The sequence below is a fragment of the Candidatus Clostridium helianthi genome, from assembly GCF_045310795.1.
GTDB classification, from domain to species: domain Bacteria; phylum Bacillota; class Clostridia; order Clostridiales; family Clostridiaceae; genus Clostridium; species Clostridium helianthi.
This window is the reverse complement of record NZ_JBJIAB010000004.1, coordinates 63,516-88,477: the sequence shown is the minus strand read 5'-3', so window position 1 is coordinate 88,477 and position 24,962 is coordinate 63,516. Positions and strand designations below refer to the sequence as shown.

At 29.3% G+C, this 24,962-nt stretch carries 25 protein-coding genes; 2 read left to right on the top strand and 23 right to left on the bottom strand.

The window, feature by feature from the left end:
* Window positions 1-184 precede the first annotated feature (184 nt).
* From clpX to hisZ, 15 genes are all read right to left on the bottom strand, one after another.
* The gene (gene clpX, locus ACJDTP_RS04720) at window positions 185-1,474 is read right to left on the bottom strand and encodes an ATP-dependent Clp protease ATP-binding subunit ClpX (RefSeq protein WP_011968662.1); all 1,290 of its coding nucleotides are present in this window, start codon (window positions 1,472-1,474) and stop codon (window positions 185-187) included.
* 42 nt (window positions 1,475-1,516) lie between these two features.
* Complete coding sequence (gene clpP, locus ACJDTP_RS04715; RefSeq protein ID WP_077837950.1) at window positions 1,517-2,116, bottom strand: ATP-dependent Clp endopeptidase proteolytic subunit ClpP; 600 nt, start codon at window positions 2,114-2,116, stop codon at window positions 1,517-1,519.
* 155 nt (window positions 2,117-2,271) lie between these two features.
* Window positions 2,272-3,555 (bottom strand): trigger factor, encoded by a 1,284-nt coding sequence (tig, locus tag ACJDTP_RS04710; protein WP_077837951.1) that lies wholly within the window; start codon window positions 3,553-3,555, stop codon window positions 2,272-2,274.
* Window positions 3,556-3,650: 95 nt separating this feature from the next.
* Complete coding sequence (locus tag ACJDTP_RS04705; protein ID WP_406760627.1) at window positions 3,651-4,466, bottom strand: hypothetical protein; 816 nt, start codon at window positions 4,464-4,466, stop codon at window positions 3,651-3,653.
* Between the two features lie 129 nt (window positions 4,467-4,595).
* Complete coding sequence (locus tag ACJDTP_RS04700; RefSeq protein WP_077837953.1) at window positions 4,596-4,790, bottom strand: hypothetical protein; 195 nt, start codon at window positions 4,788-4,790, stop codon at window positions 4,596-4,598.
* A 655-nt stretch (window positions 4,791-5,445) separates the two neighbouring features.
* Window positions 5,446-5,772, bottom strand: coding sequence for a phosphoribosyl-ATP diphosphatase (hisE, locus tag ACJDTP_RS04695; protein WP_077837954.1), 327 nt, complete (start codon window positions 5,770-5,772; stop codon window positions 5,446-5,448).
* Window positions 5,773-5,803: 31 nt separating this feature from the next.
* A complete protein-coding gene (gene hisI, locus ACJDTP_RS04690; RefSeq protein ID WP_077837955.1) occupies window positions 5,804-6,133 on the bottom strand; it encodes a phosphoribosyl-AMP cyclohydrolase in 330 nt (109 codons plus the stop codon).
* 58 nt (window positions 6,134-6,191) lie between these two features.
* Window positions 6,192-6,953, bottom strand: a complete 762-nt coding sequence (hisF, locus tag ACJDTP_RS04685; protein WP_077837956.1) for an imidazole glycerol phosphate synthase subunit HisF — start codon at window positions 6,951-6,953, stop codon at window positions 6,192-6,194.
* Window positions 6,954-6,957: 4 nt separating this feature from the next.
* Window positions 6,958-7,680, bottom strand: a complete 723-nt coding sequence (gene hisA, locus ACJDTP_RS04680; RefSeq protein ID WP_077843489.1) for a 1-(5-phosphoribosyl)-5-[(5-phosphoribosylamino)methylideneamino]imidazole-4-carboxamide isomerase — start codon at window positions 7,678-7,680, stop codon at window positions 6,958-6,960.
* Window positions 7,677-8,297, bottom strand: a complete 621-nt coding sequence (hisH, locus tag ACJDTP_RS04675; protein WP_406760626.1) for an imidazole glycerol phosphate synthase subunit HisH — start codon at window positions 8,295-8,297, stop codon at window positions 7,677-7,679. The genes hisA and hisH overlap by 4 nt, the downstream gene beginning before the upstream one ends.
* Before the next feature lie 127 nt (window positions 8,298-8,424).
* A complete protein-coding gene (hisB, locus tag ACJDTP_RS04670) occupies window positions 8,425-9,012 on the bottom strand; it encodes an imidazoleglycerol-phosphate dehydratase HisB (protein ID WP_041895193.1) in 588 nt (195 codons plus the stop codon).
* Window positions 9,013-9,228: 216 nt separating this feature from the next.
* Window positions 9,229-10,269, bottom strand: coding sequence for a pyridoxal phosphate-dependent aminotransferase (locus tag ACJDTP_RS04665; RefSeq protein WP_077843487.1), 1,041 nt, complete (start codon window positions 10,267-10,269; stop codon window positions 9,229-9,231).
* A complete protein-coding gene (gene hisD / locus ACJDTP_RS04660; RefSeq protein ID WP_406760625.1) occupies window positions 10,256-11,554 on the bottom strand; it encodes a histidinol dehydrogenase in 1,299 nt (432 codons plus the stop codon). Before hisD ends, ACJDTP_RS04665 begins: the two co-directional genes overlap by 14 nt.
* A gap of 131 nt (window positions 11,555-11,685) precedes the next feature.
* Window positions 11,686-12,315, bottom strand: coding sequence for an ATP phosphoribosyltransferase (hisG, locus tag ACJDTP_RS04655; protein ID WP_077837961.1), 630 nt, complete (start codon window positions 12,313-12,315; stop codon window positions 11,686-11,688).
* Between the two features lie 2 nt (window positions 12,316-12,317).
* On the bottom strand, window positions 12,318-13,463 hold the full coding sequence (hisZ, locus tag ACJDTP_RS04650) for an ATP phosphoribosyltransferase regulatory subunit (RefSeq protein WP_103697683.1): 1,146 nt from the start codon (window positions 13,461-13,463) through the stop codon (window positions 12,318-12,320).
* A gap of 276 nt (window positions 13,464-13,739) precedes the next feature.
* Here hisZ and ACJDTP_RS04645 point away from each other — a divergent pair, with 276 nt between their 5' ends.
* Window positions 13,740-14,489: a YoaK family protein gene (locus ACJDTP_RS04645; RefSeq protein WP_406760624.1), complete on the top strand. Its 750-nt coding sequence runs from the start codon at window positions 13,740-13,742 to the stop codon at window positions 14,487-14,489.
* A 59-nt stretch (window positions 14,490-14,548) separates the two neighbouring features.
* Here ACJDTP_RS04645 and thiI read toward each other — a convergent pair whose 3' ends face one another.
* The 6 genes from thiI to ACJDTP_RS04615 form a co-directional block, all read right to left on the bottom strand.
* The gene (gene thiI / locus ACJDTP_RS04640; protein ID WP_077837964.1) at window positions 14,549-15,706 is read right to left on the bottom strand and encodes a tRNA uracil 4-sulfurtransferase ThiI; all 1,158 of its coding nucleotides are present in this window, start codon (window positions 15,704-15,706) and stop codon (window positions 14,549-14,551) included.
* Window positions 15,706-16,854, bottom strand: coding sequence for a cysteine desulfurase family protein (locus tag ACJDTP_RS04635; protein ID WP_406760623.1), 1,149 nt, complete (start codon window positions 16,852-16,854; stop codon window positions 15,706-15,708). Before ACJDTP_RS04635 ends, thiI begins: the two co-directional genes overlap by 1 nt.
* Window positions 16,855-17,081: 227 nt before the next feature.
* Window positions 17,082-17,972: an NAD(P)-dependent oxidoreductase gene (locus tag ACJDTP_RS04630; RefSeq protein ID WP_406760622.1), complete on the bottom strand. Its 891-nt coding sequence runs from the start codon at window positions 17,970-17,972 to the stop codon at window positions 17,082-17,084.
* A 50-nt stretch (window positions 17,973-18,022) separates the two neighbouring features.
* Window positions 18,023-18,847 carry a RelA/SpoT domain-containing protein gene (locus ACJDTP_RS04625; RefSeq protein WP_077843480.1) on the bottom strand — a complete coding sequence of 275 codons (825 nt, stop codon included), beginning with the start codon at window positions 18,845-18,847 and terminating at the stop codon, window positions 18,023-18,025.
* 446 nt (window positions 18,848-19,293) lie between these two features.
* Window positions 19,294-20,514 carry a dicarboxylate/amino acid:cation symporter gene (locus tag ACJDTP_RS04620; RefSeq protein WP_173711092.1) on the bottom strand — a complete coding sequence of 407 codons (1,221 nt, stop codon included), beginning with the start codon at window positions 20,512-20,514 and terminating at the stop codon, window positions 19,294-19,296.
* Window positions 20,515-20,561: 47 nt separating this feature from the next.
* Window positions 20,562-22,031, bottom strand: a complete 1,470-nt coding sequence (locus tag ACJDTP_RS04615) for a UDP-N-acetylmuramoyl-L-alanyl-D-glutamate--2,6-diaminopimelate ligase (protein WP_406760621.1) — start codon at window positions 22,029-22,031, stop codon at window positions 20,562-20,564.
* A gap of 306 nt (window positions 22,032-22,337) precedes the next feature.
* On the opposite strand from ACJDTP_RS04615, the gene ACJDTP_RS04610 reads away from it, so the two are divergent.
* Entirely contained in the window at window positions 22,338-23,198 is an 861-nt protein-coding gene (locus ACJDTP_RS04610) for an AraC family transcriptional regulator (RefSeq protein WP_077837969.1), read from the top strand.
* A 73-nt stretch (window positions 23,199-23,271) separates the two neighbouring features.
* On the opposite strand, the gene msrA is transcribed toward ACJDTP_RS04610, so the two are convergent.
* On the bottom strand, window positions 23,272-23,745 hold the full coding sequence (msrA, locus tag ACJDTP_RS04605) for a peptide-methionine (S)-S-oxide reductase MsrA (RefSeq protein ID WP_406760620.1): 474 nt from the start codon (window positions 23,743-23,745) through the stop codon (window positions 23,272-23,274).
* 172 nt (window positions 23,746-23,917) lie between these two features.
* Window positions 23,918-24,865, bottom strand: coding sequence for an alpha/beta hydrolase (locus ACJDTP_RS04600; RefSeq protein WP_406760619.1), 948 nt, complete (start codon window positions 24,863-24,865; stop codon window positions 23,918-23,920).
* Window positions 24,866-24,962: the final 97 nt, after the last annotated feature.

The following is a 24,962-nucleotide window of genomic DNA, read 5'->3' as shown; positions in this document are numbered from 1 at the left end:
AATATACTTTGCCTCCTTCAATTTTTATTATTAGTATTATTTGCTTATTATTGCAAATATATTCTTGATTTTGAAATATAAATAAAAATAATCCAATATTTAAAATACTAAAAACTTGTAAAAAACGCTAAATAAGTCAGTATATATTAAAAAATATATACTGACTTATTATTCTCGCTAATAATTAAGCTGATTCAATATCTTTCTTAGTTCTAGCTTTTACTAAAGTAGGTCTAATCTTTCCTTCTTCTACTCTTTCAATTCTAGGCTGCTTTTTCTCTTTAATAGCCTCTTCAGTTATTATAACATTAGTTATTCTATTGTCAGAAGGTATCTCATACATTATTTCATTCATTATATCTTCAATAATAGCTCTTAAACCTCTAGCACCTGTCTGTCTGCTAATCGCTTCTTCTGCTATTGCGATTAATGACTTTTCGTCAAACTCTAACTTAACATCATCTAACTCGAATAATTTCTTATATTGCTTTACAAGAGCATTTTTAGGTTTAGTTAAAATTTGAATTAAAGCTTCTTTATCTAAAGACTCTAACGTAACTAGTATTGGAAGTCTTCCAACAAATTCAGGAATTAGCCCAAACTTTAATAAGTCTGCTGGCATAATTTCTTTAAGTAAGCTTCCAACATCCTTTTCATGTTTAGCTTGAATTTGTGCTCCAAATCCCATAGAACTCTTTCTTGTTCTATTTTCTATTATCTTATCAACACCATCAAAAGCTCCACCACAAATAAATAATATATTAGAAGTATTTATTTGGATAAACTCTTGATGAGGATGTTTTCTTCCACCTTGTGGAGGAACAGATGCAACAGTTCCTTCTAGTATCTTTAACAATGCTTGTTGAACACCTTCACCTGATACATCACGAGTAATAGATGGATTTTCTGATTTTCTAGCAATTTTATCTATTTCATCTATATAAATAATGCCTCTTTCAGCTTTTTCTACATCATAATCTGCATTCTGTATTAGTTTAAGAAGAATGTTTTCTACATCTTCTCCAACATATCCAGCTTCTGTTAATGTTGTAGCATCAGCAATTGCAAAAGGTACATTTAAAAATCTTGCTAATGTTTGAGCAAGTAGTGTTTTACCTGAACCAGTTGGCCCTAGTAGTAAAATGTTACTTTTTGATAATTCAACATCAATATCTTCTTTATTAGTATTAATTCTTTTATAATGATTATAAACTGCTACTGCTAAAGATTTTTTTGCTCTTTCTTGCCCAATGACATAAGAATCTAAGTATTCTTTAATCTCATTTGGCTTTGGTACACTTTTAGGGTCAAAATCAACAGTTTCTTGGAATTCATCTGCTATAATTTCAGAACATAAATCAATACATTCATCACAAATATATACTCCAGGACCTGCAATTAATCTTTTTACTTGTTCTTGAGTTTTGCCGCAGAAAGAACACTTTAACTGCTTCTTTTCATCATATTTAGCCATACATTCACCTCACTTAAAAACGTATAAATTGAAAATTCAATCTTATTTATCTTTTCCTATTTTATGCGTAGTTATTACTTCATCAACTAACCCATAAGCTTTAGCTTCTTCTGCAGACATGAAGTTATCTCTTTCTACATCTGCTTTAATTGTTTCTAAAGGCTTACCAGTATTTTCACTTAAAATTCTATTTAAAGTTTCTTTCATCTTTAATATTCTTTTAGCATGTATTTCAAAATCTGTTGCTTGACCTTGAAAACCGCCTAGTGGTTGATGTATCATAACTTCAGCGTTTGGAAGTGCAAATCTCTTTCCTTTTGTTCCAGAAGAAAGTAAAAATGCTCCCATTGAAGCTGCCATTCCTATACATATTGTTGATACGTCACACTTAATATATTGCATAGTATCATATATAGCATTTCCAGCTGTTATTGATCCTCCTGGACTATTTATATATAGATATATATCTTTATCTGGATCTTCACTTTCTAAAAATAATAATTGTGCTACTATTAAATTAGCACTATCATCATTTACTTCTCCACTTAACATGATTATTCTTTCTTTTAATAATCTTGAAAATATATCATAGGAACGTTCTCCTCTACTTGTTTGTTCTACAACCATAGGTACTAAAGCCATATAAATCCTCCTTTTACTATTATACTTTTTCTAATTCTAATTATATATTTTTTTTATTACTTTGTTAATTATTATTTGAATAAATTGCCAGAAAAAAATTTTTTTCTGGCAATTTATAATTAGCATTCTTATTTTATATTATATATTAAAATAAATTATTTGCAATTTTCTTTTAAGAATTTTAAAGTATTTTCTAATATTATGTCTTTTTCAATCATGTTTCTTTGAGACTTAACTAAGATTTTAGCCATTTTTTCTGGGTCTTTTGGTCCATAAATCTTTCCTAATTCTAAAGCTCTTGCATTTAATTCTTCTTCAGTTGCTTTAATTTCTTCTGTTTTTGCAATAGCTTCAAGAACTAAATCAGCTTTAACTTTTCTTTCTGCATTTTCTTTCATAAAGTCTCTCATTTTTTCAGTTGTATTTCCTGTGAATTCCATATATTGTTCTAAGCTTAAACCTTGATATTTTAATCTTCCTTCAAGATCTTGCATCATGGCATCAATTTCTTTATTTACCATAACTTCTGGAATATCCATTTTTGAGTTTTCAATTACTGCAGTTATAACAGCTTCTTCGAATTCTCTTTCTGCTTTTTCATCGTTATTTTTTTCTAATGTCTTTTTAAGATTTTCTTTTAATTCTGCAAATGTGTCAACTGCTGATACATCTTTAGCAAATTCATCATCTAATTCTGGCAATTCTTTAACTTTAATTGACTTAATTTCGACTTCAAACATTGCTGGTTTTCCGTTTAATTCTTCTTTTCCGTAAGCTTCTGGGAAAGTAACATTTACTTCTTTTTTGTCCCCAACTGCTAAACCGATTAATTGTTCTTCAAAATTATCAATGAAAGTACCAGAACCTATTTCTAAAGAATAATCAGAGCCTTCTCCACCTTCAAAAGCAACTCCATCTATGTATCCTTTGAAATCAATAACAGCTATATCCCCTTTAGCTATATTTCCCTCTGTTTTAACTTCTATTCTAGCATTTTTTTCTTGCATTTCTTTAATTTGCTTATCTATTTCAGTATCTTCTACTTCATATACAGGCTTCTTTATATCTAATCCTTTATACTCTCCAAGTTCTACTTCTGGATAAGTAGTAACTGTAGCAGTATAAACTAATTCTTTACCTTCTCCTAATTCTACTATATCAACTTGTGGATAATCTACAGGTCTAATATTTTCTGCATTTAATGCTTCTGGATATGATTCATCTATAGCAAAATTAACAGCATCATCATAGAATACTTCAACTCCATAGAACTTTTTAACCATTGCCATAGGAACTTTTCCTTTTCTAAATCCAGGTATATTATATCTGCTCTTATTCTTATTATAAGCTTTAGTTAATGCTGCATCGAATTTTTCAGCTTCAACCCTTATTTCTAATTTTATCACATTTGTTTCTATTTTTTCCACTTTAGCTTTCATTTTATTCTTTCCTCCTAAATAGTGTGCATCTAATTTAACTAAGTCATTATACCATAAACACTTAAATCTTATCAAATAATTTATTAATATTATCTCTATTGAATATAATTACCATTTACATCGATAAAATAAACTCTACCATCAACAGTAATTTTAACGCCTTTTTCTTCCTTTTCACCAATTTCTATATTAGCTCCAGCTAAATCCCAGATAACCTTATCTTCATTATTTGAAATATCAGTCATCCATACATACTTTTTAAGATTTCCAGCTCCAAAATATGGCCTATTAGTTACAAATATTATTTTATCTTCACTAATAAATTTTGGATTCTGATTCCATAAGTATTTTGGATTTGATTGAATTGTAGCTTCTTTAGTAAAAACACTTCCACTTGTAGATACATATTGATCTTTTGATATCACCTTGTTTGTTCCATCTAAATTATATAGAGTAATTATTGAATTTGTATCTCCTACAATTATTTCCTTACCAGATGGACTTATGCTGTAACTAACACCACTATCATTAGTATCTAAAGTTTTAAAAACTTTTCCAGCATTAGCATCATCTACATAAATTGCTTTTGCAATATTTCCACTCGCTAGAGTTATATTTATATATTCTTCTACCGGTTTTTGAGGCTCTTCTTCAACTACCTCCTCATCTTTTTTTTCATCAGATGTTTCTTCTTTTTCTGCTTTAGTTTGTTCTGAAGAATTATTAGTATCACTATCAATCCATGCCTGTATATTTTGTTTAATATTTTTATAATCTATTGGATTATACGCTATTTTAATTGATAGCGCAGATGTTATTAATATTATTGCCAAAAATATTATTATCGCATTTCTTCTTCTTCGCTTCATCCTTTTTTCATATTCTCTACTAAAAATACTTGGCTTTCCCAAAGATGGCCCCCTCCAAATCTTTCTAATGTATTATAATATAAACAAATTCATTATATATTATTCTTTTGTTTAAATCTACAATATATTTTATATTTTTGTAATCATATAATCCTAGATCAAAAGATAATATTATTTTTTACAACTGTTCTTGCTATTACAATTTGAGCACTTATCCTTTTTATTTTCTCCCTTTAAACAGCAGCCTCCGCATTGCAATAACCCTTCTTTTTTAAGTTCCTCTAGTGTTAATTTACAAACATTTTCTGAATACTCTTCATAATCTATAGTGTTTTTCAATAAGTCTTCCTTATATATTTTAATCATTTTTTTCTCCTACACATATTATTTTATTTTTAAACTTGTCATTATATATTTTAATATTGAATTTATATATTAATATAATAATTAAAAATTTTCACTTCTAAATCTATATCAAATTTAAATTAGTTTCTACATAATATCTATATTATACACCTATAAATTCTTATAATTTTTTCTATACAAAAAGACATTTACTTAGCAACGTAAACCTTACTTATTCCCCTTATATTTTAATTGTCATAATATAAAAAATTATTGTTTTTTTTTGTGATTATTGTATAATTAAATTATCAATATTGTAACAAATATGCCCATACACTTTATGGTTTATCGCCATAAAATTTTATAAACCCACAATAACATGTTCATTTATTTCCTTTCTCGAGTGGACATGCGAAAACCTGTACTATATATACAGGTTTTCTTTTTTATATTTGATATTATAAGTATTCTTGCCTATAATTAATAAAAAAACTTACTTTGTGTTTATCTAATATTATAATACTCAACTTATAATTGACAATCAACCGTTAAAATTTTGTAATTCTAAAACTTATGTTATTCAGATTTCAGCATCTTAACATCAAAAAAAGGATTGTTCAGACAAACAATCCTACTTTTATACTTATAATACCGATTAATTACAAATAGAATTTATTTAAACATTTGTTATCGGTTTTCTCTCACCTTTAAAATTATTAATTTTAGTTCTCCTCTTTTCCAATTCTGCTCCTACTTCTTCAATTGAAATATTCATTTGAGCCATTAGAACAAGTAAGTGATAAGTAAGATCACAAATCTCATTTATCTGTTCTTCTTTATTATTTTCTTTACAACTAATTATAACTTCCGTACATTCTTCTCCAACTTTTTTTAATATCTTGTTTGTTCCCTTTTCAAAAAGATACTTCGTATAGGATCCCTCTTCACCTTCCGTTTTTCTTTTTAATATAGTCTCATATAAAGCTCTTATATTTTCATCCATTTTTAATCCTCCAATACTTCCCATCTATAAATTACAAATCTCTATAAAAACAAGTTCTATTTCCTGTATGACATGCAGCCCCAACTTGTTCAGCTAATATCAAAATAGTATCATTATCACAATCTATTTTTATTTCTTTCACATACTGAAAATGTCCCGAAGTTGCTCCTTTATTCCAAAGTTCATCTCTACTTCTACTATAAAACCAAGTTGTATTATCTTCTAATGTCTTATTTAAACTTTCTTTTGACATATAGGCTAACATTAAAACCTCTTTAGTTTTATAATCTTGAACTATAGTTGGAATCAATCCATTCATCTTTTCAAAATCAACTTGCTCTACTCTCTTGCAACTCTCCATACAATTCTTCTCCCTTCAGGTATATACTAGCTATTTGCTTTTTTATATAATATTAAACTTATATACGTACTGAAATATTTTTATCATGTAAATATCTCTTAACTTCATCAACAGTTAATTCCCCATAGTGAAAAAGAGAAGCGGCAAGTGCTGCATCCGCTATATTATTCTTAAATACATCATAAAAATCTTCTAAACAACCGCATCCACCTGAAGCTATTACTGGAACATTAGTTATATTACTTACAGCTTTTGTTAATTCCAAATCAAAGCCTTTTTTAGTTCCATCTGCATCCATAGATGTTAAAAGAATTTCTCCAGCTCCAAGCGCTGTTGCTTCTTCAATCCACTTTAGCAGATCCAGTCCTGTATCAATTCTTCCTCCGTTTATTACAACGTTCCATCCTGTATTATCAGTTCTTTTCTTTGCATCAGCTGCCAATACTATACATTGACTTCCAAAATAGAAAGCTCCTTCTTTTATAAGCATTTTATTTCTAACAGCTGCTGAGTTTAAGCTCACCTTATCTGCTCCTGCTCTAAGTATTAACTTTATATCATCTAAAGTTTGAAGCCCACCGCCTACTGTAAATGGGATAAAAATTTTTTCAGCTACACTTTGAACAACTTTTTCCATTATGCCCCGTCTTTCATGAGTTGCTGTTATATCTAGGAATACTAATTCATCTGCACCTTGACTATTATAATATTCTGCAAGCGCAACAGGATCGCCTACATCGACCAACCCCTCAAAATTAACTCCTTTAACAACTCTTCCTTCTTTTACATCAAGACATGGAATAATTCTCTTAGTATGCATTCATTTATCTCCCCTCTTTAGAAATTTCTATTGCTTTTTCTAAAGACAATGTTCTAGCATATATAGCTTTACCTGTTATTGCCCCATATAAGCCTATATCTTTTAATTCTTTTATATTTTCAATATCCTTAATTCCGCCAGAAGCTGTAATATCAATACTTACTGTTTCTTTAAGTTTTTTAAGCATTTCCACATTAGGTCCTTCTAAAGTTCCATCCTTACTAATATCAGTCACTATTATATTTTTAACACCTATATTCTCCATCTTTTCAGCAAATTCTATATACTCTAGCTCACTAGCCGCAAGCCATCCTCTTCCGTATACTTTACCGTCTTTGCAGTCTATTCCCACTGCTATCTTACTGCCATATATTGATATTGCCTTTTTTAGTAACTCCTCATCTTCCATTGCTATTGTTCCTAGAATTACTCTTGCTACGCCATTATCTAAAAGATATTTGATAGTTTCAAAAGATCTTATTCCGCCACCTAGTTCCACAGGAATATTAAGTTCTTTAGCAATTTTGATTACTAACTCATGATTTTGATTACTTCCATTTTTAGCCCCATCTAAATCTACTAAATGTATATATTCCGCTCCTATATCTTGAAAAGATTTTGCTGTTTCAAACACATCATCTGCAACAATTTCTTTTTTATTATAATCTCCCTGATACAATCTTACTGGCTTGCCATCAATTATATCAATTGCTGGTAAAATTATCATTTAATCAACTCCCCAAAATTTTTTAAAATAGCCAAGCCTACAGATCCACTTTTTTCCGGATGAAATTGAGCCCCTATTACATTTTTGCACCTAACAACACCTGGTATCTTATTTTTCCCGTATTCGCTGTATGCCACCAAATCTTCATCATTATAACCTTGTGCAAAATAAGAATGCACATAATAGACAAATTCCCCTTCATCTATACCTCTAAGAAGTTCATCGCTTCTACTAAACACCAAATCATTCCAACCGATATGTGGGCTCTTTATATTATTAACTTTATCATCTTTCATTTTAATAATATTACCTTTTAATAAGCCGAGGCCTTTTCTTTCAATTCCTTCAAATCCATTTTCAAATAATAATTGCATACCGAGACATATTCCAAGAAGCGGTTTATTCTTTCTTACTTCTTCTGATATTATTTTGTCTAAAGATAATTTTTCAATAGTCTCCATAGCATCAGGGAACGCTCCAACACCTGGTAATATTAACGCATCAGCATCTCTGATTTCATCTTCATTACATGAAATCTTATTTTCAATCTCAAGATAATCCAAGGCATTCTTAACGCTTTTTAAATTTCCCATTCCATAGTCTATTATAACTATCATTATATAACCCCCTCCTATAATAAAGATTAAAATGAATAACAAATGATAAATTAACATCTCTATTCCCCAAATTTTATAAATATCTTATTAATAATCATAATTATTCATTTTTCTTTTTTATAATTTTTTATAAACTTCCTTTAGTAGATGGTATATCATTATCACTACTTCTAGATATAGCTTCTTTAATTGCTCTTCCAAAAGCTTTAAATAAGGCTTCTATTTTATGATGATCATTTTCACCGTATAAAACTTTTAAATGAAGTGTTATTCCGGCATTAAATGCAAAGGCTCTGAAAAATTCAACCACCATTTCAGTTGACATTTCTCCAACTTTTTCTCTCTTAAAATCACAATCAAAAACCAAAAAAGGTCTATTGCTCACATCAATTGACGCTAAAGCAAGCGTTTCATCCATTGGTACATAAAAAGTTCCATATCTGTTTATTCCATGCTTATCTCCTAGTGATTCTTTGAATGCTTCCCCTAATGTTATTCCGATGTCTTCTATCGTATGATGATCACATACATATGAATCACCTTTAGCAAATACATTCAAGTCAACCTTACTATTAAATGAAAACAAAGTTAACATATGGTCTAGAAATCCAATCCCTGTATTTATTTCACTATTCCCGTTTCCATCTAAGTCAATTTCTACCCTAACACTAGTTTCTTTAGTTATTCTTTCTCTTCTTGAGCTTCTATCTGACATACTAATTCTCCTTAAAACGAATAATTGTATTTTAAATATAGTGTTCCAAAAGAATTCTATATATTAATAATACCTATATAAAACATAATCTTTCTATAGTCAAGCATATCTAAGAAAATAATATGCAGATGATATGATTATTTTTTATTGGGCAGAAGATTATCCATTTAAATAAATCAACATACCAACTTATCACTTTCCTAAATATGCCAGTATTTATACATATATAAAAATCTTCTTTATTCCTTCAACTACTTTCCTATTTTGCATTGGTGAGCCAACTGTAATTCTGAAGCTGTCATCATTAAAATTTCTAATTATTATCCCATTACTCTCAAGTCCCTTAATAAGAGCTTCCTTATGAGGTGTTCGTCCAAAAATGTAGTTTCCCTTTGACGGATAGAATTGTATTTTCATTGCAGCATTTTTTTCAACCTCTTTTAAATTCCCATATAATTCTTCTCTTTGTTTAACTATTTGTTTTGCATTTTTAACGACATTTTCTGGATATCTCAAAGCCATTGAGGCTAAATTTTGCGAAAACGAACTTATTGTATACGGAATTTTATAATTTAATAATTCAGAAATATTATTTTCATGAGTTATCAAAAATCCTACTCTCAACGATGCAAGCCCCCAAGCCTTTGACAAGGTTCTTGTAACAACCAAATTTTTATATTTATTTATATATGGAATCATTGATTTTCCGTAGAACTCATAATAAGCCTCATCCACAAGAACAACTGTATTTTTAAAAACTTCTAAAATACTAACTATATCTTCTAACTCTATTCCAATTCCAGTAGGATTATTGGGATTTGAAAAAATAATTAGATCTACGGCTTCTTGTTTTCCTATATTTATAAATTCCTGAACATTAAAATTCATAGTTTTGCCTATATCATATTTCTTTAATTCTCCACCAAATCTTGAAACAAAAAAATCATACATTGTAAAATCTGGTCCTAGAGTTAATGCCTTCTTTCCATTTTTAATAGCCTTACTTACAACAAGTTCAAGCATTTCATCAGACCCATTTCCTACAATTATATTTTTGCTCTCTATATTGGCATAATTTGCATATAATTCTTTAATGGTAGTCATCTCATTTGTAGGATACCTATGGAAAAGTACATTAGTTAAGCAAGATTTCATTTTCATTAGTATCTTTGGGTCCATCTCTAGATAAATTTCATTGCTATCTAGATTTATTGTATACTCATCATACGAATTTATATACTCATTATAAGTTCCCATTCTCTAATCTCACTTTCACAGAATTAGCATGAGCTGTAAGTCCTTCCTTGCTTGCTAATGTTATAATTTTTTCTCCATTTTCCATAAGTGCTTCTTCTGAATAATAAATGAAAGAAGATTTTTTTATAAAACTATCAACTGATAACGGTGAAAAAAACCTTGCTGTACCACTTGTAGGTAATACATGATTTGTTCCCCCAAAATAGTCTCCTATAGGCTCTGGACAGTATCTTCCTAAAAATACAGACCCTGCATTTCTAACCATACCTAAATATTTCATTGGATCATCTACCATTAGTTCTAAATGCTCTGGCGCTATAGAATTAGAAATGTCAATACATTCTTCTATTGTTCTGCAAATTATTGTGCTTCCAAAGTTTTTAAGAGAAGTTCTTATTATTTCTTCTCTTTCAAGAGTCTTTACTTGTCGTTCCAACTCCATCTCAACTCTCTTGTGTAATTCTTTTGATGTTGTGATTAATATTGATGATGCTAATTTATCATGCTCTGCCTGTGACATTAAATCTGCTGCTACAAAACTCGGATTAGATTTTTCATCAGCAATAACCAATATTTCACTAGGCCCTGCAATCATATCTATATCAACTTCTCCAAATACCAATTTCTTTGCAGTAGCAACAAATATATTTCCTGGTCCAACAATTTTATCAACCTTTTTAATGCTTTCTGTTCCATAAGCCAAAGCCGCAACAGCTTGTGCTCCTCCAACTTTATATATTTTATTAATTCCTGCTATTCTCGCAGCCACTCCAATATATGGATTAATTCCTCCATTTTTATCTGGTGGAGTTACCATAACAATTTCATCTACTCCTGCTACTTTTGCAGGTATTACATTCATAAGCACTGATGATGGATAAGCAGCGGTTCCACCAGGGACATAAACTCCAACTCTTTCTAAAGGCAATACTCTCTGCCCTAGGTATACTCCTTTATCTTTTGTCATTAAAAATCCATTTGATTTTTGTTTTTCGTGATACTCCTTTATATTTGCTTTAGCTTCTTCTAATGCTTCAATGAACTCTTTCTCCACTTTATTAAAACATTCATCAATTTCAAGAGTTGACACTTCTAAAGTTTCAAGTTCAACCTTATCAAATGACTTCGTAAGTTCAAATAAAGCTTTATCCCCATCTTTTTTCACTCTTGATAGAATACTATTTACACTTGAGATTATCTCTTGTTCTGTTTCTGTAACTCTACCTTTAAGTTCACTAATTAAGCTTTCTTTATTACTCTCAGTAATCTCCATTAAATTTAACATATAATTAATAGCCCCCCTTTGACTTGATAAAAAGTAATAACAACAAAAAATACTCTTTAAATTTTATTTATTATTTTTTATTAATTACTCAAGATATCATAATCAATTTTATCAACATCTCACGAATTTTGTCAATTATCAATCACTTTCTTAATCCTATCTATAAAATCCCATATTTCATTCTGCTTCATTTTAAAACTAGCTTTATTCACTATCAATCTAGCACTTATTTCACAAATCCTATCTATAACAACTAAACCATTTTCCTTTAAAGTTGTTCCGGTTTCCATGATATCCACAATTCCATCGCATAGGCCTAATATTGGTGCAAGTTCTACTGATCCCTCTATTTTTATAACTTCTACATCCATCCCTTTCTTTTTAAAATAATCTTTTGCAACTTTTGGATATTTACTTCCTATTTTTATATGACCAACCTTTTTGAAAATATCACTTTCTGGTAATGATGCTACTATAAATCCACACTTTCCAAATCCTAAATCCAAAACTTCATAGCAATTATTATCACTTTCCAAAATAGTATCTTTTCCAACAACTCCAAGATCAGCTACTCCATGTTCAACATAAGTTATTGAGTCTGCTGCCTTTACCAAAAAATAATTTATATCCTGCGTTTTATCTTTAAACACAAGTTTTCTACCTTTATTTTTTAATTCTGAAGGATCGAATTTAGCCTTATCTAAGATTTTTATGGTTTCTTCTTCTAATCTTCCCTTTGTTAATGCTATGCTTATGCTCATTTTTAATATTCCCCACCCTTAACTACTTTTATTTCTTTTACATCTTCATTTGGTAATAAATCAACAATATACCCTTGATTTCTAAACTCTTCACTTTTTTTAATAGCTTCAATTCTAGCATTTTTATTATAGTATATCTTATATATATTTTCCTTTTCACTTGCTATTTTATTGAACTTTACAGTTGGAATCACAGCATCAATATCTATCGAAAATCCTACTGCTGGAACACATTTTTTTGAGAGCTCAATTAAATTATCATATCGCCCACCTCTCAACAATGTATTGCCAACACCTTCTCCATAACCTCTAAAAATAATTCCTGTGTAATAATTCAGTCTCGGAACCATCCCTAAATCAAACGTCACATTTTTACCATAGCCCAACAAATCTAATTCATAGTATAGCGCCTCTAAATAATCAAGATTTTTTCTTATCTCTTCATTAAATGCTAATTTTTTAGCCTCTTCCAAGATCTGTTTATCCCCAAACATCCAAGGCAACTTATTAAAAAATGCCTTATACTCTTCCTTTATATCTAAATCCTCTAAATAATCCTCCAAACTTTTCATATTTTTATCTTCTATAAACTGCGCAATGGCCTCTTTATATTCCTGCTTTATTTCTAAATTTTTGAATGCCCCATTAAAAAAACCGATATTTCCTATTTCAAGCTTAAAATCATTTAATCCTAATTTCTTCAAAGCTTCTAATGCCAATACTAATATTTCTAAATCAGATTTTTCATCTTCAAGTCCTATAAATTCAACACCGCAATCTGTATATTCATTCCTCTTTCCTCCAAGACTTGCGTGAACTCTAAAAACATTTGAGGTATACCTAAGCTTTATTGGTAATTCTACATCTTTGAGCTTAGTTTCCACAACTCTTGCTATTGGAATTGTCATATCTGGCCTCAAAATTAATATACGACCCCTATTATCGAAGAACTTGTACATATCTTCTTCTCTTAGAGTTTGTGAATTATAGTTGAAAGTTTCATAAAACTCCAGCGTCGGTGTTATAACTTCTTTATATCCCCATTTTTCAAAAAGTTTATCAATGTCTTTTTCTAAAATACGTTTTACTGCACATTCATCTAATACTAAATCCCTTGTTCCTTCTGGAAGTATATTCTTCTTATTCATTTTCCACCCCACCTATTCTTATTGCTTAACCTCTATATCATTTTATCATTTTATCAGTTTAGCGCGCTAAATTATCATTTAATTTATGATAACTTATTTTTTCTACCATGTCAATAATTTCAAAAGCTTTTATGCGTTTATAACTATTTATAAGTTATATGTTAAATATTCTTATATCCTTAATTTTAACTATATAGAAATTAGTGTTATAATATAATAGTTTATTTGTAAAAGTATTTTTAATACTGGAAATATATTGAAAGGAGACTTTTTACATTGATTACTAAAGATATACACATAAACGCAATAAAAAAAATGCACATCCATACCAAAACTTCTGAATCAGTACGTCTTGGTATTCTCCTTGCAATTGTTGGAGGTTTCTTAGATGCTTACACCTTTGTCTGCAGAGGTGAAGTTTTTGCTAATGCTCAAACTGGTAACCTTGTTTTACTTGGAATAGCTCTTACGAAGAGAAATTCTGTCCAAGCAATTACAGCTTTACTACCTATTTTAGCATTCGTGCTCGGGGTGATATTTACCGAAAGGATAAAAGATATTAAAGTTCCATCAATGACTTTTGCTACGAATGCAGAACGTATAATTCTAATCAGTGAAATTATTGTACTTTTTATTATAGGATTTATACCAACTACAGTACCACACATATTTGTAACAGTTCCAATTTCATTTGTGTCATCAGTTCAAATCGCATCTTTTGGAAAACTGATTGACTCTCCATATAGTACGGCTATGTGCACAGGTAATTTGCGTTCTGCATCTCAAGCTGCTTATAAAGCATTTATAGAAAAAGATAAAAAACTTGCTTTCAAAAGTATCCGCTACTTAGTTATAATATTTTTCTTTATTGTTGGAGCTTATTTAGGCGGAATCTTAACTTTACACGTTGGCGGTAAATCAATTTGGTTTGCTGTAGTAATATTAATTATTTCAGTAGGCTTGTTTAGCGTTGATAAATATATTTTTGACCATAGCTCCAAAGAACAAATAACAAATGAAACTTAGAATAGCATTTAAAGTATATAAAAAAAATACCTCAGGTAAAATAAACCTGAGGTATTTTTTTAAAATGTTACAACTTCAATATTTTCAATTGATTTTTGTACTAATTCATCCACATTTAATTTTTCTTCTTCTTTTATTATTGCATCAAGCTTTGGATTTGTCTTCGGATGCTTTGGAACAAATATTGTACAACAGTCCTCATAAGGTAAAATTGAAGTCTCATATGTTCCTATTTTTCTTGCTATTTCCATTATATCTGTTTTATCCATTGCAATTAATGGCCTAAATGATGGTCTATCTGCACAATTATCACTTACAATAAGACCATCCATGGTCTGACTTGCAACTTGACCTATGCTTTCTCCTGTACTTACTGAATTTATTCCATACTTATCTGCAAGTTTACATGCTATCCTCATCATAAATCTTCTCATTATTATTGTAAGTTCATCTTCTCTACATTTATTTATAATTTCCATTTGTATATCGGTAAAAGGAACTATGTACAAATTAATTTTTTCTGTATATTGAGCTAAAATTTTTGCTAAATCTTTAACTTTATCCTTTGCTCTTTCCGATGTATATGGGTGACTATGATAATAAACACAACTTACTTCAACACCTCTTTTAGCCATCATATATCCTGCTACTGGCGAATCGATACCACCAGATAACATTAACATTGTGCTACCATTCATTCCATACGGAAGACCTGCTGCTCCCTTTGTTATATCAGTATTTGCCCAAACATAAGCATAATTATTTCTTATTTCAATATTTATTAAAATATCTGGATTTTTAACATCAACATTTATTTCTCCGTCCAAATTAGTAAGAACATATGCTCCTACTTTCCTTGAAACTTCCATAGAATTCAATTCAAATTTTTTATTAGCTCTATTTGTATTAATCTTAAAAGTATTTCCTTCTGATTGTCTAACCTTTTCTAACGCAACCTCTTGTATACTATTAAAATCTATGTCGACTTCTCTAACTAAACATACTTCAAGTATCCCAAAAACTTTACTGATCCTATTAATACTTTCTTCTATTTCATCAGTTTTTATAAAATATCTTCCACTGTCGTGTATAAATTCAGCTTTTATACCCTCAAGCTTTTTAGCTATATTATCTCTTAATTTTCTTTCAAATTTACCTCTGTTTAACCCCTTTAAAAATATTTCTGGTGCATACTTTACTAAAATAAGTTCTCTCATTATTTTTTTATCCTCCTTAAAAATTTAAGTCCTTTTTCTAAAATGTCTACTACATAATCTATCTCTGATTCATCATTGTCATCCGAAAAAGAAAATCTAATTCCTCCTGATATTTCATCCTTAGTTAATCCTAAAGATTTTAATACATAACTGCCACCAATTCTCTCTCTTTCTTTAGAAGAACACGCTGATCCTGTAGACACATATATTCCTGATTCCTCTAAATAATGAAGTAATACTTCGCCTCTTACACCTCTGAAAGAAACATTCAATATATAAGGTGAAAAATCACTATTTAATGGACTGTTTATCTTTATATTATCGATGTTACTTAATTTATCCACGAATTTTTTCTTTATCTGAAATACCTTTTCGTAATTTTCTTTCATTTTATCATTTGAAATCTTAGAAGCTAAAGCCATTCCCATAATTCCAGGTATATTTTGTGTACCCGCTCTTATTCCAAACTCCTGAGATCCACCTTCTATCAACGGTGATAAAGAACTAGTATTTTTTATATATATAAACCCTACACCTTTAGGTCCATGAAATTTATGAGCACTTACTGTTAGAAAATCTATATTCATCTTCTTTACATCTATAGGTAATTTACCATAGCTTTGAACTGCATCAACATGAAATTTAGTTCTATTGCTGCTTGCTCTTATTATGTCTCCTATTTCTTTTAAATCTTGAATTACTCCAACTTCATTATTTACATGCATTATTGAAACCAATACTGTTTCCTTAGTTATGGCTTTTTTTAGCTGTTCTAAGTTAATCTTACCATCTTCATTTATCTCTAAAAATGTTACTTTAATATTATTTTCTTCTAATTTCTTTATAGTATTCAAAATAGAAGCATGTTCAAAAGGAGTTGTAATAAGATGAGTTCCGCTTTTCAAAAGCCCCTTTAGAACTAAATTATTTCCTTCACTTCCACCCGAAGTAAAATGTATTTCATTTTCACTTGCGTTTATAGTTTTAGCTAATATTCCTCTGCATTCTTTAAGTTTTCTTTCACTTTTCAACCCTAAATTATGTAAGGAAGACGGATTTCCGTAAAATTCCTTCATACCAAAACTCACTTCATCTATTACCTCACCAAGCGGCTTTGTTGTTGAACTATTATCAAAATAAACTTCCATATAAGTCTTCTTCCTTTCAAGTTTATAAACGTCTAAAGATCCATTTAAAATATATTCTTCCCTTATTATCTTATAAACTTACTATGTAATATACATGTTTTATTATAACAAAAAAATAATCCCTGCATAGTATTTTTTTAAATATATAAAATGAAGCAGTAAATAAGAAGTTCTTACTTACTGCTTCTGATAGAGAGAGAAAATTATTAAGGGATAATTTCTTAGTATTAATTTTTGCTATACTTTTCGTAATATTTAATAAGACCTTGAGTTCCTAGATCACCCAAATTATCGTTATCTAATGTTTTATACATTTTTAGCACTTCATTTAATACACCTAAATTTATGGAATTATCCGTAGACTCTTCTATTGCTAAATTCATATCCTTAATAAAATGCTTTATATAAAAACCAGGGTCAAAATCTCCTTTTAGCATACGAGGAGCCATATTTTTCATTTGCCAACTTCCAGCTGCACCTTCACTTATACTATCAAGCATGGTCTGAACATCTAATCCTGCTCCTTTTGCATACGTAATTGCTTCGCATACTCCAGCTATCGCACCAGCTAAAGCTATCTGATTTGCCATTTTAGTATGCTGTCCATTCCCAGCTTTTCCTTCATAAATTATATTAGTTCCAAGTGCAGATAAAACATCTTTATGTTTTTCAAAAACTTCTAAATCTCCACCAACCATTATAGATAATGTGGCATTCTTTGCTCCTACATCTCCTCCTGATACTGGTGCATCCAAAGCATATATTCCTCTCTTTTGGGCCTCATTATAAATTTTTATAGAAAGCTTCGGACTTGTAGTAGTCATGTCAATTATACAAGACTCTTTTTCAGCATTCTCTAAAATACCATTTTCCCCAAAATAAACTTCTTCTACATCTTTAGGATAGCCTACAATTGTTATTATGACGTCTTTATTATTTGCACAACTTTTAACATCGTCGCACCATTTAGCACCTTCATTTATAACATCAAGAACTTTTTCTTTTGTCCTTGTATAAATAGATACCTCATATCCTTTCTTCATTAGGTTTCTAACCATAGATTTTCCCATTACACCTACACCTATAAATCCAATCGTCTTCACTTCAAACTCCTCCATTTTTAGTTATAATATTTTGTATCCTCAGATTTAACTTCTTAAAATTAACATTAAGAATCTTTTTCTACGTCAATCCATGTCATTTTACTTTTTAGTCTATTAATTTCTGCTTCCTGATCTTTTATTATTGTTTTATAATAAACTTCTTTGTCTCCCCACTCTTTACTTAAATTGTTTATTAATGATGCCATTTCGTCAGCACTTCCTACAATTCTATTAAAGAGCATTAGGTTAGACTTAAGTATTTCCGGAATTTCATTATGGGAATATCTTAACCTATGATCTATTTCCCCATATCCTTCCTCAAAAATTGTTCTAACTTGTATCTCCGCTATTACCTTCTCATTGATTGGATAAAATTCAACTAAATAATGAACTGAACGATATCCAGAAGCTTTTGACCTTACCTCTATAATAGGATCGTCAAAAACATCTATATTATCTCCTTCTCTTACATTTGCAGTAATCTCAGTTACATTCCAAGTTTTTATTATAAAATCATGTATCCCCTGCCATTGGTCTTTAAATATATGTATAACTCTAATCCCTATTAAATCATTTATTTCATTTCTATAATTATTTACTGTAAATTCAAAATCATCTCCGTATTTATTTTTTCTATCTTCTGTCTTTCTTATAACTTTTTCTATTAATCTCTCAGGATCTTTAATCCTTGATTTAACAGAATGCACCATTCTCTGCGATCGTAAAATGTTTGCTATAAATGCAGCCTGGCTTTCATAGGAAGTTTTATAATTTATGTAGTCTTCGTAGATTTCCTTAAGATTTTCAATATTAATATTATTTTTAGAGATCATTTCTTTAGCCTGAGGATATTTTTCCAAAAATATATCTATGTTAAAACTTTTTTTCATTCTGCATACTCCTCCATAAATTCCATTAATTTCGATACTATATAGATTATACTACATTAGGCATAATCAAAAAATAACAAATCCATCTGCCACACCTATTTTCCACCATGCTGCGTCATCAGATTGCCCTAATAGCTAGCTATGAGCCCAATCTACTTCCTTACCTGATGAAAAATAATCATAGCATTTTGGACTTATTATTTTCTTTCATATGCCTTAATTAAAAATTATTTCAAAAAACTTCAACCAAAATGCGGTTGAAGCTCTTTATTAAAATTATATAGTTTATAATAGCTAATAGTTTAAATTAAATTTCTATAAAATAGACTTTTTAGAACGTATATGAATGTAAATTGTTTATTATCCACCAAAATTTTTGTTTACAAAATCCTTGTAAAGAATATGCTATCCAGCTTCTAATTTAATTCTTAGCAAATTTTTTAGTCCTATTTTTTGTCTATAAATTTCGATATTATCATTGTACAGACAGTATTTCCTGATGAATTTAATAATGTAGCTGGCGCATCAATTATTGTTGCTATTACAAGCATTATGGCTAATGCCTCCTGTGGAAATCCAAATATGCTTAAGATAAGCATTTCACCAATCGCCCCACCTCCTGGCACTGCTCCAACTACTGCACCAATAAGAAGCCCTGCTCCTAATATAGGAAGTAATGAACTAATAGTATTTATGTCTCGGCCAAATATAGCAAACAAGAACATTATTTTATATATTCCTCCAATTACTGAACCATCCTTATGAATGTTAACTCCTAGAGGCATTATTATATTAGCCAAGGTATCTGATACCCCCATATTTTTAGCTGCTTTTATATTTACTGGTATGCACGCAGCACTAGAGCATGTTGCTAATGCAGTTATTGAAGGTTCTGCTGCATTTGTCCAAAATAATTTCACGCCTTCTTTTCTACTTGCTATATAAGCATATATACTGAAGAATACAAAGAAGTATATTATGGAGACAACCAAGTATAGTATAAATATTTTTGCATACCCACTTAATATTTGTCCGCCTAATTGTCCAATTACATTTGCAAAATAAGCTCCAAGTCCAATTGGTGCATAATACATAATTATATTTACAACTTTCATTGTCACTGTAGCTCCACTGCTTAAAAATGACGCAAAAGCCTTGCCTTGTTCCTTAGACAACATAGTTCCAAAACCTATTAAAATAGAAAATAATATTAGTGCTAACAAATTATTTCTGGATAAAAGTTCAGAAAAATCACCTACGCTTATACTCGAAACAATCTTTTCTAAAACTCCTACACTTTTAGGTGTATCTATACTATTAGTGGTCATTAGATTATTAAACATTGATGGATCCAATCCAACTGCTGGATTAAACATTTTAAAACTAATTACTCCTATTATGCCTGAAATAATTGCAGTAATTCCAAATGTAATTAACGTTATTATAAATATTCTTCCAAGCTTTTTTGATTTATCCATATTAGCTATCGCAGAAGCAATACTAAAGAATACTATAGGAACTAACATCGTAAATATTAAGTTTAAAAACAAATTTCCTAGTGGTGCAAATATTTTAGCTTTATCTCCCATTATAATTCCTATTGCCCCGCCTAATAATATCGATAACACTAGAATAAATGATGATTTATAGTTCTTTAAAAATTTCAATTTTCTCGCCCCCTAATATTTTGATATTTAAGTTATAGATCCTCGCACTATCCCAGAGCTTTCCTGACAATTTCCCTATCATCAAAGTATATTTTATCCTTACCTATTATTTGATAGTCTTCATGCCCTTTCCCTGCTATTATTAATAAATCATCCTCTTTTAAAAGTTTTAGCCCTTTCTCAATAGCTTTCTTTCTATCAACAATTTTCTCATAAGTTGAATTTATAACTTCCATTCCTTCTTCAATATCTTCAATTATTTTTATTGGATCTTCTGTTCTTGGATTATCTGATGTTATTATGCAATAATCTGATAAAATTCCTGCCGCCATTCCCATTACTTTTCTCTTACTCTTATCTCTATCTCCACCACAGCCAAATACAGTAATAAGTTTGCCTTTAGTAGTCTCTCTCGCCATCATTAATAGTCTTTCTAATGCATCAGGAGTGTGTGCATAATCAACTATTACATTTTTATTAGAATTATTTTTCACAATTTCTAGTCTTCCTGGAACATTCTTTAGATTAGATAAACAGCTTATAATATCACCCATATCCATACCAAGACCTATACAAGCTCCTATAGCAGCCAAAACATTATATACAGTTATTTTCCCAGGAATGTTTACTTTTACATCTGTAATACACCACCAGCGCCATTTTATGTCCCTAAATTTGATTTTGAATATTATGCAATCATTTCTATATCTAATCTCAGTTGCTCTAATATCAGCCTCTTTATTTATTCCATAAGTTAAAATCTTGCAATTGGCCTTTTCTATAATTTCTTCTGCTATTCCATCATCTAGATTTATAACGCCTAGCTCACATTTCTTAAACAATTTTATCTTTTCATTCTTATAATTTTCCATCGTTCCATGTTCTTCAAGATGATCTTGAGATAGATTTGTAAATACTCCAACATTAAAATCACAATACTCAACTCTCTGTTTTGCTAATGCAGATGAAGTAACTTCCATTACAATATTTTCAGCACCTTTATCAATAAACTCCCTAAATAATCCTTGTAATTCTAATGATTCAGGTGTTGTAGGATTAACCTTTTGTATGCTTGCCTTTTCTTTGTTAAATTCATATCCCAAAGTTCCTATTACAGCTGTTCTTTTTTTATACGCCTCTAATATATCTTTTATATAATGTATAATGGTAGTCTTTCCGTTGGTACCTGTTACTCCAACTAAATTAATTTCTTTAGAAGGTTCATTATAAAATAAGTTAGCTATACTTGCTAAAGCTAACTTAGTATTTCTAACTTTTACTACAGTTATATTTTCATTATTTATTTTAATTTCTTCCTGTATCACTATTGCTAAAGCGCCACTTTTTATTGCTTCGTTTATATAGTCGTGACCATCTGCATTAGCCCCCTGTATGCAGATAAACACCGATTCCCCTTTTACTTTTCTAGAATCATAACTAACGCTACTAGCATCTATATCAGCACTTCCGCTAATTATTTCGTAATCTAAATCTTTTAATAAATTGTATAACTTCATTTTTATTCCTCCAAGAATTACTTAACTTCTTATATTTTCATTATATACAACATTTTCGCATTAAATAGTGCATAAATTGCTTGATATACTGCAAAAAGTGCTTTATGATTTTAATATATATGTTGCATGTGAAATAACAATGTTTCTACTTTCGCTGATAATTGCATAAATCTAGGTTGTATATTGTTTATCTATAAAACTAAAATTTATATATACACAGCTTAGAGTTAATTGAATATATATTTATATCTGATATTTTTAATTAATACAGTTACAATTAAAGTTATTTCAAGGGAGTTTTCAACTATGAATAAAAATAGTAATAAATCAGGCTACTTAAACAATGATTTTCAATTATTTCATTTAAAAGATAAAAAAAATCAAGAATTTGAATTCCATTATCACGACTTTAATAAAATAATAATTTTTTTATCTGGAAAAGTAACTTATTTAATTGAAGGAAAAGCATACAACTTAAAACCATGGGACATTCTACTTGTAAATAATCATGATGTTCATAAACCTATTATTGATTCTTCTGAAATTTATGAAAGAATTATTATCTGGGCGAATTCTGATTTTATAGAAAACCACAACTATGAAAATTGTGATTTATCTACTTGTTTTAGACTGGCGAATGAAAAAAGTTTCAATCTTATTAGACTTAATAGCAAATTACAAGATAACATTAAGTTTATAATAGATTCACTAATGACTTCCTTTAACTCACAAGATTTCGGTAGTAAACTTTTAAGTAATTCATTATTTATTCAATTGCTTGTATACTTAAATAGAGTGCATCTTAACAACATGTATATAAATGATGAAGCATCTCTCAAATATGATAAACAAATTGAAAAAATCCTGAAATATATAAATAATAATTTATCTGAAAATCTTTCTACGGAGACTTTATCTCAAAAGTTCTATATTAGCAAATATTATCTTATGCATAAGTTTAAAAAAGAAACTGGATATACTCTTCACAACTATGTAAATCAAAAGAGATTACTAATGGCAAAGGACCTTATAAGCAGTGGTGAGCAAATTACGAAAGTTTATTTACTATGTGGATTTAATGATTATACATGTTTTCTACGTTCATTTAAAAACCTGTTTAAAAAATCTCCAAGTGAGTTTTCCCCAAAAACAAAAAAACTATCTTAAAATAGTTTTCTATTCTTAAGATAGTTTTTAATAAGTTACCAGTATAAATACGCTAACTCATCAATATTTAATATTAGTTAAATTTAATATGGCAATAACCAGTAGGATTTTTTTCTAAATAATCTTGGTGATATTCTTCTGCTGTGTAATATTTCTTTAGCGGTTTTACCTCAGTTACAACTTTAACATCACATTTTTCTTGAATCTTTTCCTTACTTCTATTAATTGTATCAGCATCAGATTCATCAATATAATAAATTCCACTTCTATATTGAGTACCAACATCTCCAGCTTGTTTATTTAATGTCGTAGGATCAATGATACTCCAAAACTTATCTAATAATTCATCAAGTGAAACCATTTTTTCATCGTATGTTATGTAGCATACCTCAACGAAATCTGTATCATTTTTGCAAACTTCTTCATATGTTGGATTTTCTGTTTTTCCATTTGCATATCCTACTTCTGTTTCTAATACTCCTGGTATCATAGAAAAAAATTTTTCTACACCCCAGAAGCAGCCTCCGCCAAAAACTATTTTTTTCATATTTAACACATCCTTTAACAGCATTATAAACCCAAATAATACTACTTTGCAATTATATATACTACAATTGAGTTTCTAAACTTTTATTTTAACTGGGTTCTTGGCTTAGTATAATAAATGTAGATTTATCATTGCAATAAATCTACCTATTGAAATATCCTGCTTGATAAAATCAAGTTTTCTTTTCATCATTAACTCTATCCATCCAATTTAAAATATCCTTATATACCTGCAATTTATTTACTTCATGTAAAAGATCATGATATTTATCTGAATATATTTTAGTAAAAACTTTCTCATATCCCATTCCTTTCATAAACATTGTTAATTCATTAAATCTTTTTTTACTTATAATAACTATATCCTCTTCCCCCGCAATAGATAGAATTGGGAGATTTAAGTTTCTTTTTGCCCAGTCTTTTTTGCTATAGTCAATTTTTATTAGGTTACATAAATTCTCAAATCCATTTATTGTGAAAATAAATCCACAGCCTTCATCATTCATAAACTTATCTCTTTCTATTTCTGAGGTCGTTATAACATTATCACCTATTCCTCGAAGTATTTTATGTATAAAAATTGACCTATAATGATCTCCCTTTATCTTCTCTATAATTTTACACAATTTTTTAATATACGGGATGACTTTATTCTTTACTGGTGAACCGCATAGTATAAGACCATCTAACTCATAATCATATTTTTTTAAATATGCTCTTGCAATTAGTGATCCCATACTAAATCCAAATAAAAAATAAGGATATTCCCTGTATCTTTTCTTCATATACAGTGTTATCTGATGTAAATCTTCTATAAGATTGGTAGCTCCATTATCATAAAAATAACCATAATCATCTTTTTTAATAACACTTTCTCCATGCCCTATATGATCATGTACTATTGAAATATAACCATTTGATCCTAAATAATCCATAAATCGTATATAGCGTTTTCTATGCTCCATCATACCATGGCTGATTTGAAATATCCCCTTTATTTCACCCTTAGGTACATAAAGCGTTATACCAAGATTTACATTGTCTTGGATAGATTTCATCTTGAAATCTTTAAATTTTTCAGAATAATCTTCCACTTCATTTTCATAAGATAATTTATTCATAAATTCCTCTTTACTAAAAAACTTATTTTTTATATGCTTCCCTTATTTAAAGAAATTTAAAATACTTATTGAGGAAATCTATAAAATTCTAATGTTT

Excerpts from the sequence above, each read along its gene's own strand:
- hisE (WP_077837954.1), bottom strand. The coding sequence starts at position 5,772 with ATGGATGAAAATATAAGAGCTTTATATGAGACTATATTAAAAAGAAAA.
- tig (WP_077837951.1), bottom strand. The coding sequence starts at position 3,555 with ATGAAAGCTAAAGTGGAAAAAATAGAAACAAATGTGATAAAATTAGAA.
- ACJDTP_RS04615 (WP_406760621.1), bottom strand. The coding sequence starts at position 22,031 with ATGAAGTTATACAATTTATTAAAAGATTTAGATTACGAAATAATTAGC.
- hisB (WP_041895193.1), bottom strand. The coding sequence starts at position 9,012 with ATGTCAGATAGAAGCTCAAGAAGAGAAAGAATAACTAAAGAAACTAGT.
- ACJDTP_RS04630 (WP_406760622.1), bottom strand. The coding sequence starts at position 17,972 with ATGGAGGAGTTTGAAGTGAAGACGATTGGATTTATAGGTGTAGGTGTA.
- hisA (WP_077843489.1), bottom strand. The coding sequence starts at position 7,680 with ATGATAATTTTACCAGCAATTGATATAATTGATGGCAAGCCAGTAAGA.
- hisD (WP_406760625.1), bottom strand. The coding sequence starts at position 11,554 with ATGTTAAATTTAATGGAGATTACTGAGAGTAATAAAGAAAGCTTAATT.
- ACJDTP_RS04700 (WP_077837953.1), bottom strand. The coding sequence starts at position 4,790 with ATGATTAAAATATATAAGGAAGACTTATTGAAAAACACTATAGATTAT.
- ACJDTP_RS04625 (WP_077843480.1), bottom strand. The coding sequence starts at position 18,847 with ATGAAAAAAAGTTTTAACATAGATATATTTTTGGAAAAATATCCTCAG.
- clpX (WP_011968662.1), bottom strand. The coding sequence starts at position 1,474 with ATGGCTAAATATGATGAAAAGAAGCAGTTAAAGTGTTCTTTCTGCGGC.
- hisG (WP_077837961.1), bottom strand. The coding sequence starts at position 12,315 with ATGAGCATAAGCATAGCATTAACAAAGGGAAGATTAGAAGAAGAAACC.
- msrA (WP_406760620.1), bottom strand. The coding sequence starts at position 23,745 with ATGAAAAAAATAGTTTTTGGCGGAGGCTGCTTCTGGGGTGTAGAAAAA.
- clpP (WP_077837950.1), bottom strand. The coding sequence starts at position 2,116 with ATGGCTTTAGTACCTATGGTTGTAGAACAAACAAGTAGAGGAGAACGT.
- hisZ (WP_103697683.1), bottom strand. The coding sequence starts at position 13,463 with ATGAATAAGAAGAATATACTTCCAGAAGGAACAAGGGATTTAGTATTA.
- ACJDTP_RS04610 (WP_077837969.1), top strand. The coding sequence starts at position 22,338 with ATGAATAAAAATAGTAATAAATCAGGCTACTTAAACAATGATTTTCAA.
- ACJDTP_RS04600 (WP_406760619.1), bottom strand. The coding sequence starts at position 24,865 with ATGAATAAATTATCTTATGAAAATGAAGTGGAAGATTATTCTGAAAAA.
- hisH (WP_406760626.1), bottom strand. The coding sequence starts at position 8,297 with ATGATAGTTATAATAGACTATGGAATGGGAAATTTAAAAAGCGTTAAG.
- ACJDTP_RS04665 (WP_077843487.1), bottom strand. The coding sequence starts at position 10,269 with ATGGGAACTTATAATGAGTATATAAATTCGTATGATGAGTATACAATA.
- thiI (WP_077837964.1), bottom strand. The coding sequence starts at position 15,706 with ATGAGAGAACTTATTTTAGTAAAGTATGCACCAGAAATATTTTTAAAG.
- hisF (WP_077837956.1), bottom strand. The coding sequence starts at position 6,953 with ATGCATACTAAGAGAATTATTCCATGTCTTGATGTAAAAGAAGGAAGA.
- hisI (WP_077837955.1), bottom strand. The coding sequence starts at position 6,133 with ATGGAGAGTTGCAAGAGAGTAGAGCAAGTTGATTTTGAAAAGATGAAT.
- ACJDTP_RS04635 (WP_406760623.1), bottom strand. The coding sequence starts at position 16,854 with ATGGAAGTTTATTTTGATAATAGTTCAACAACAAAGCCGCTTGGTGAG.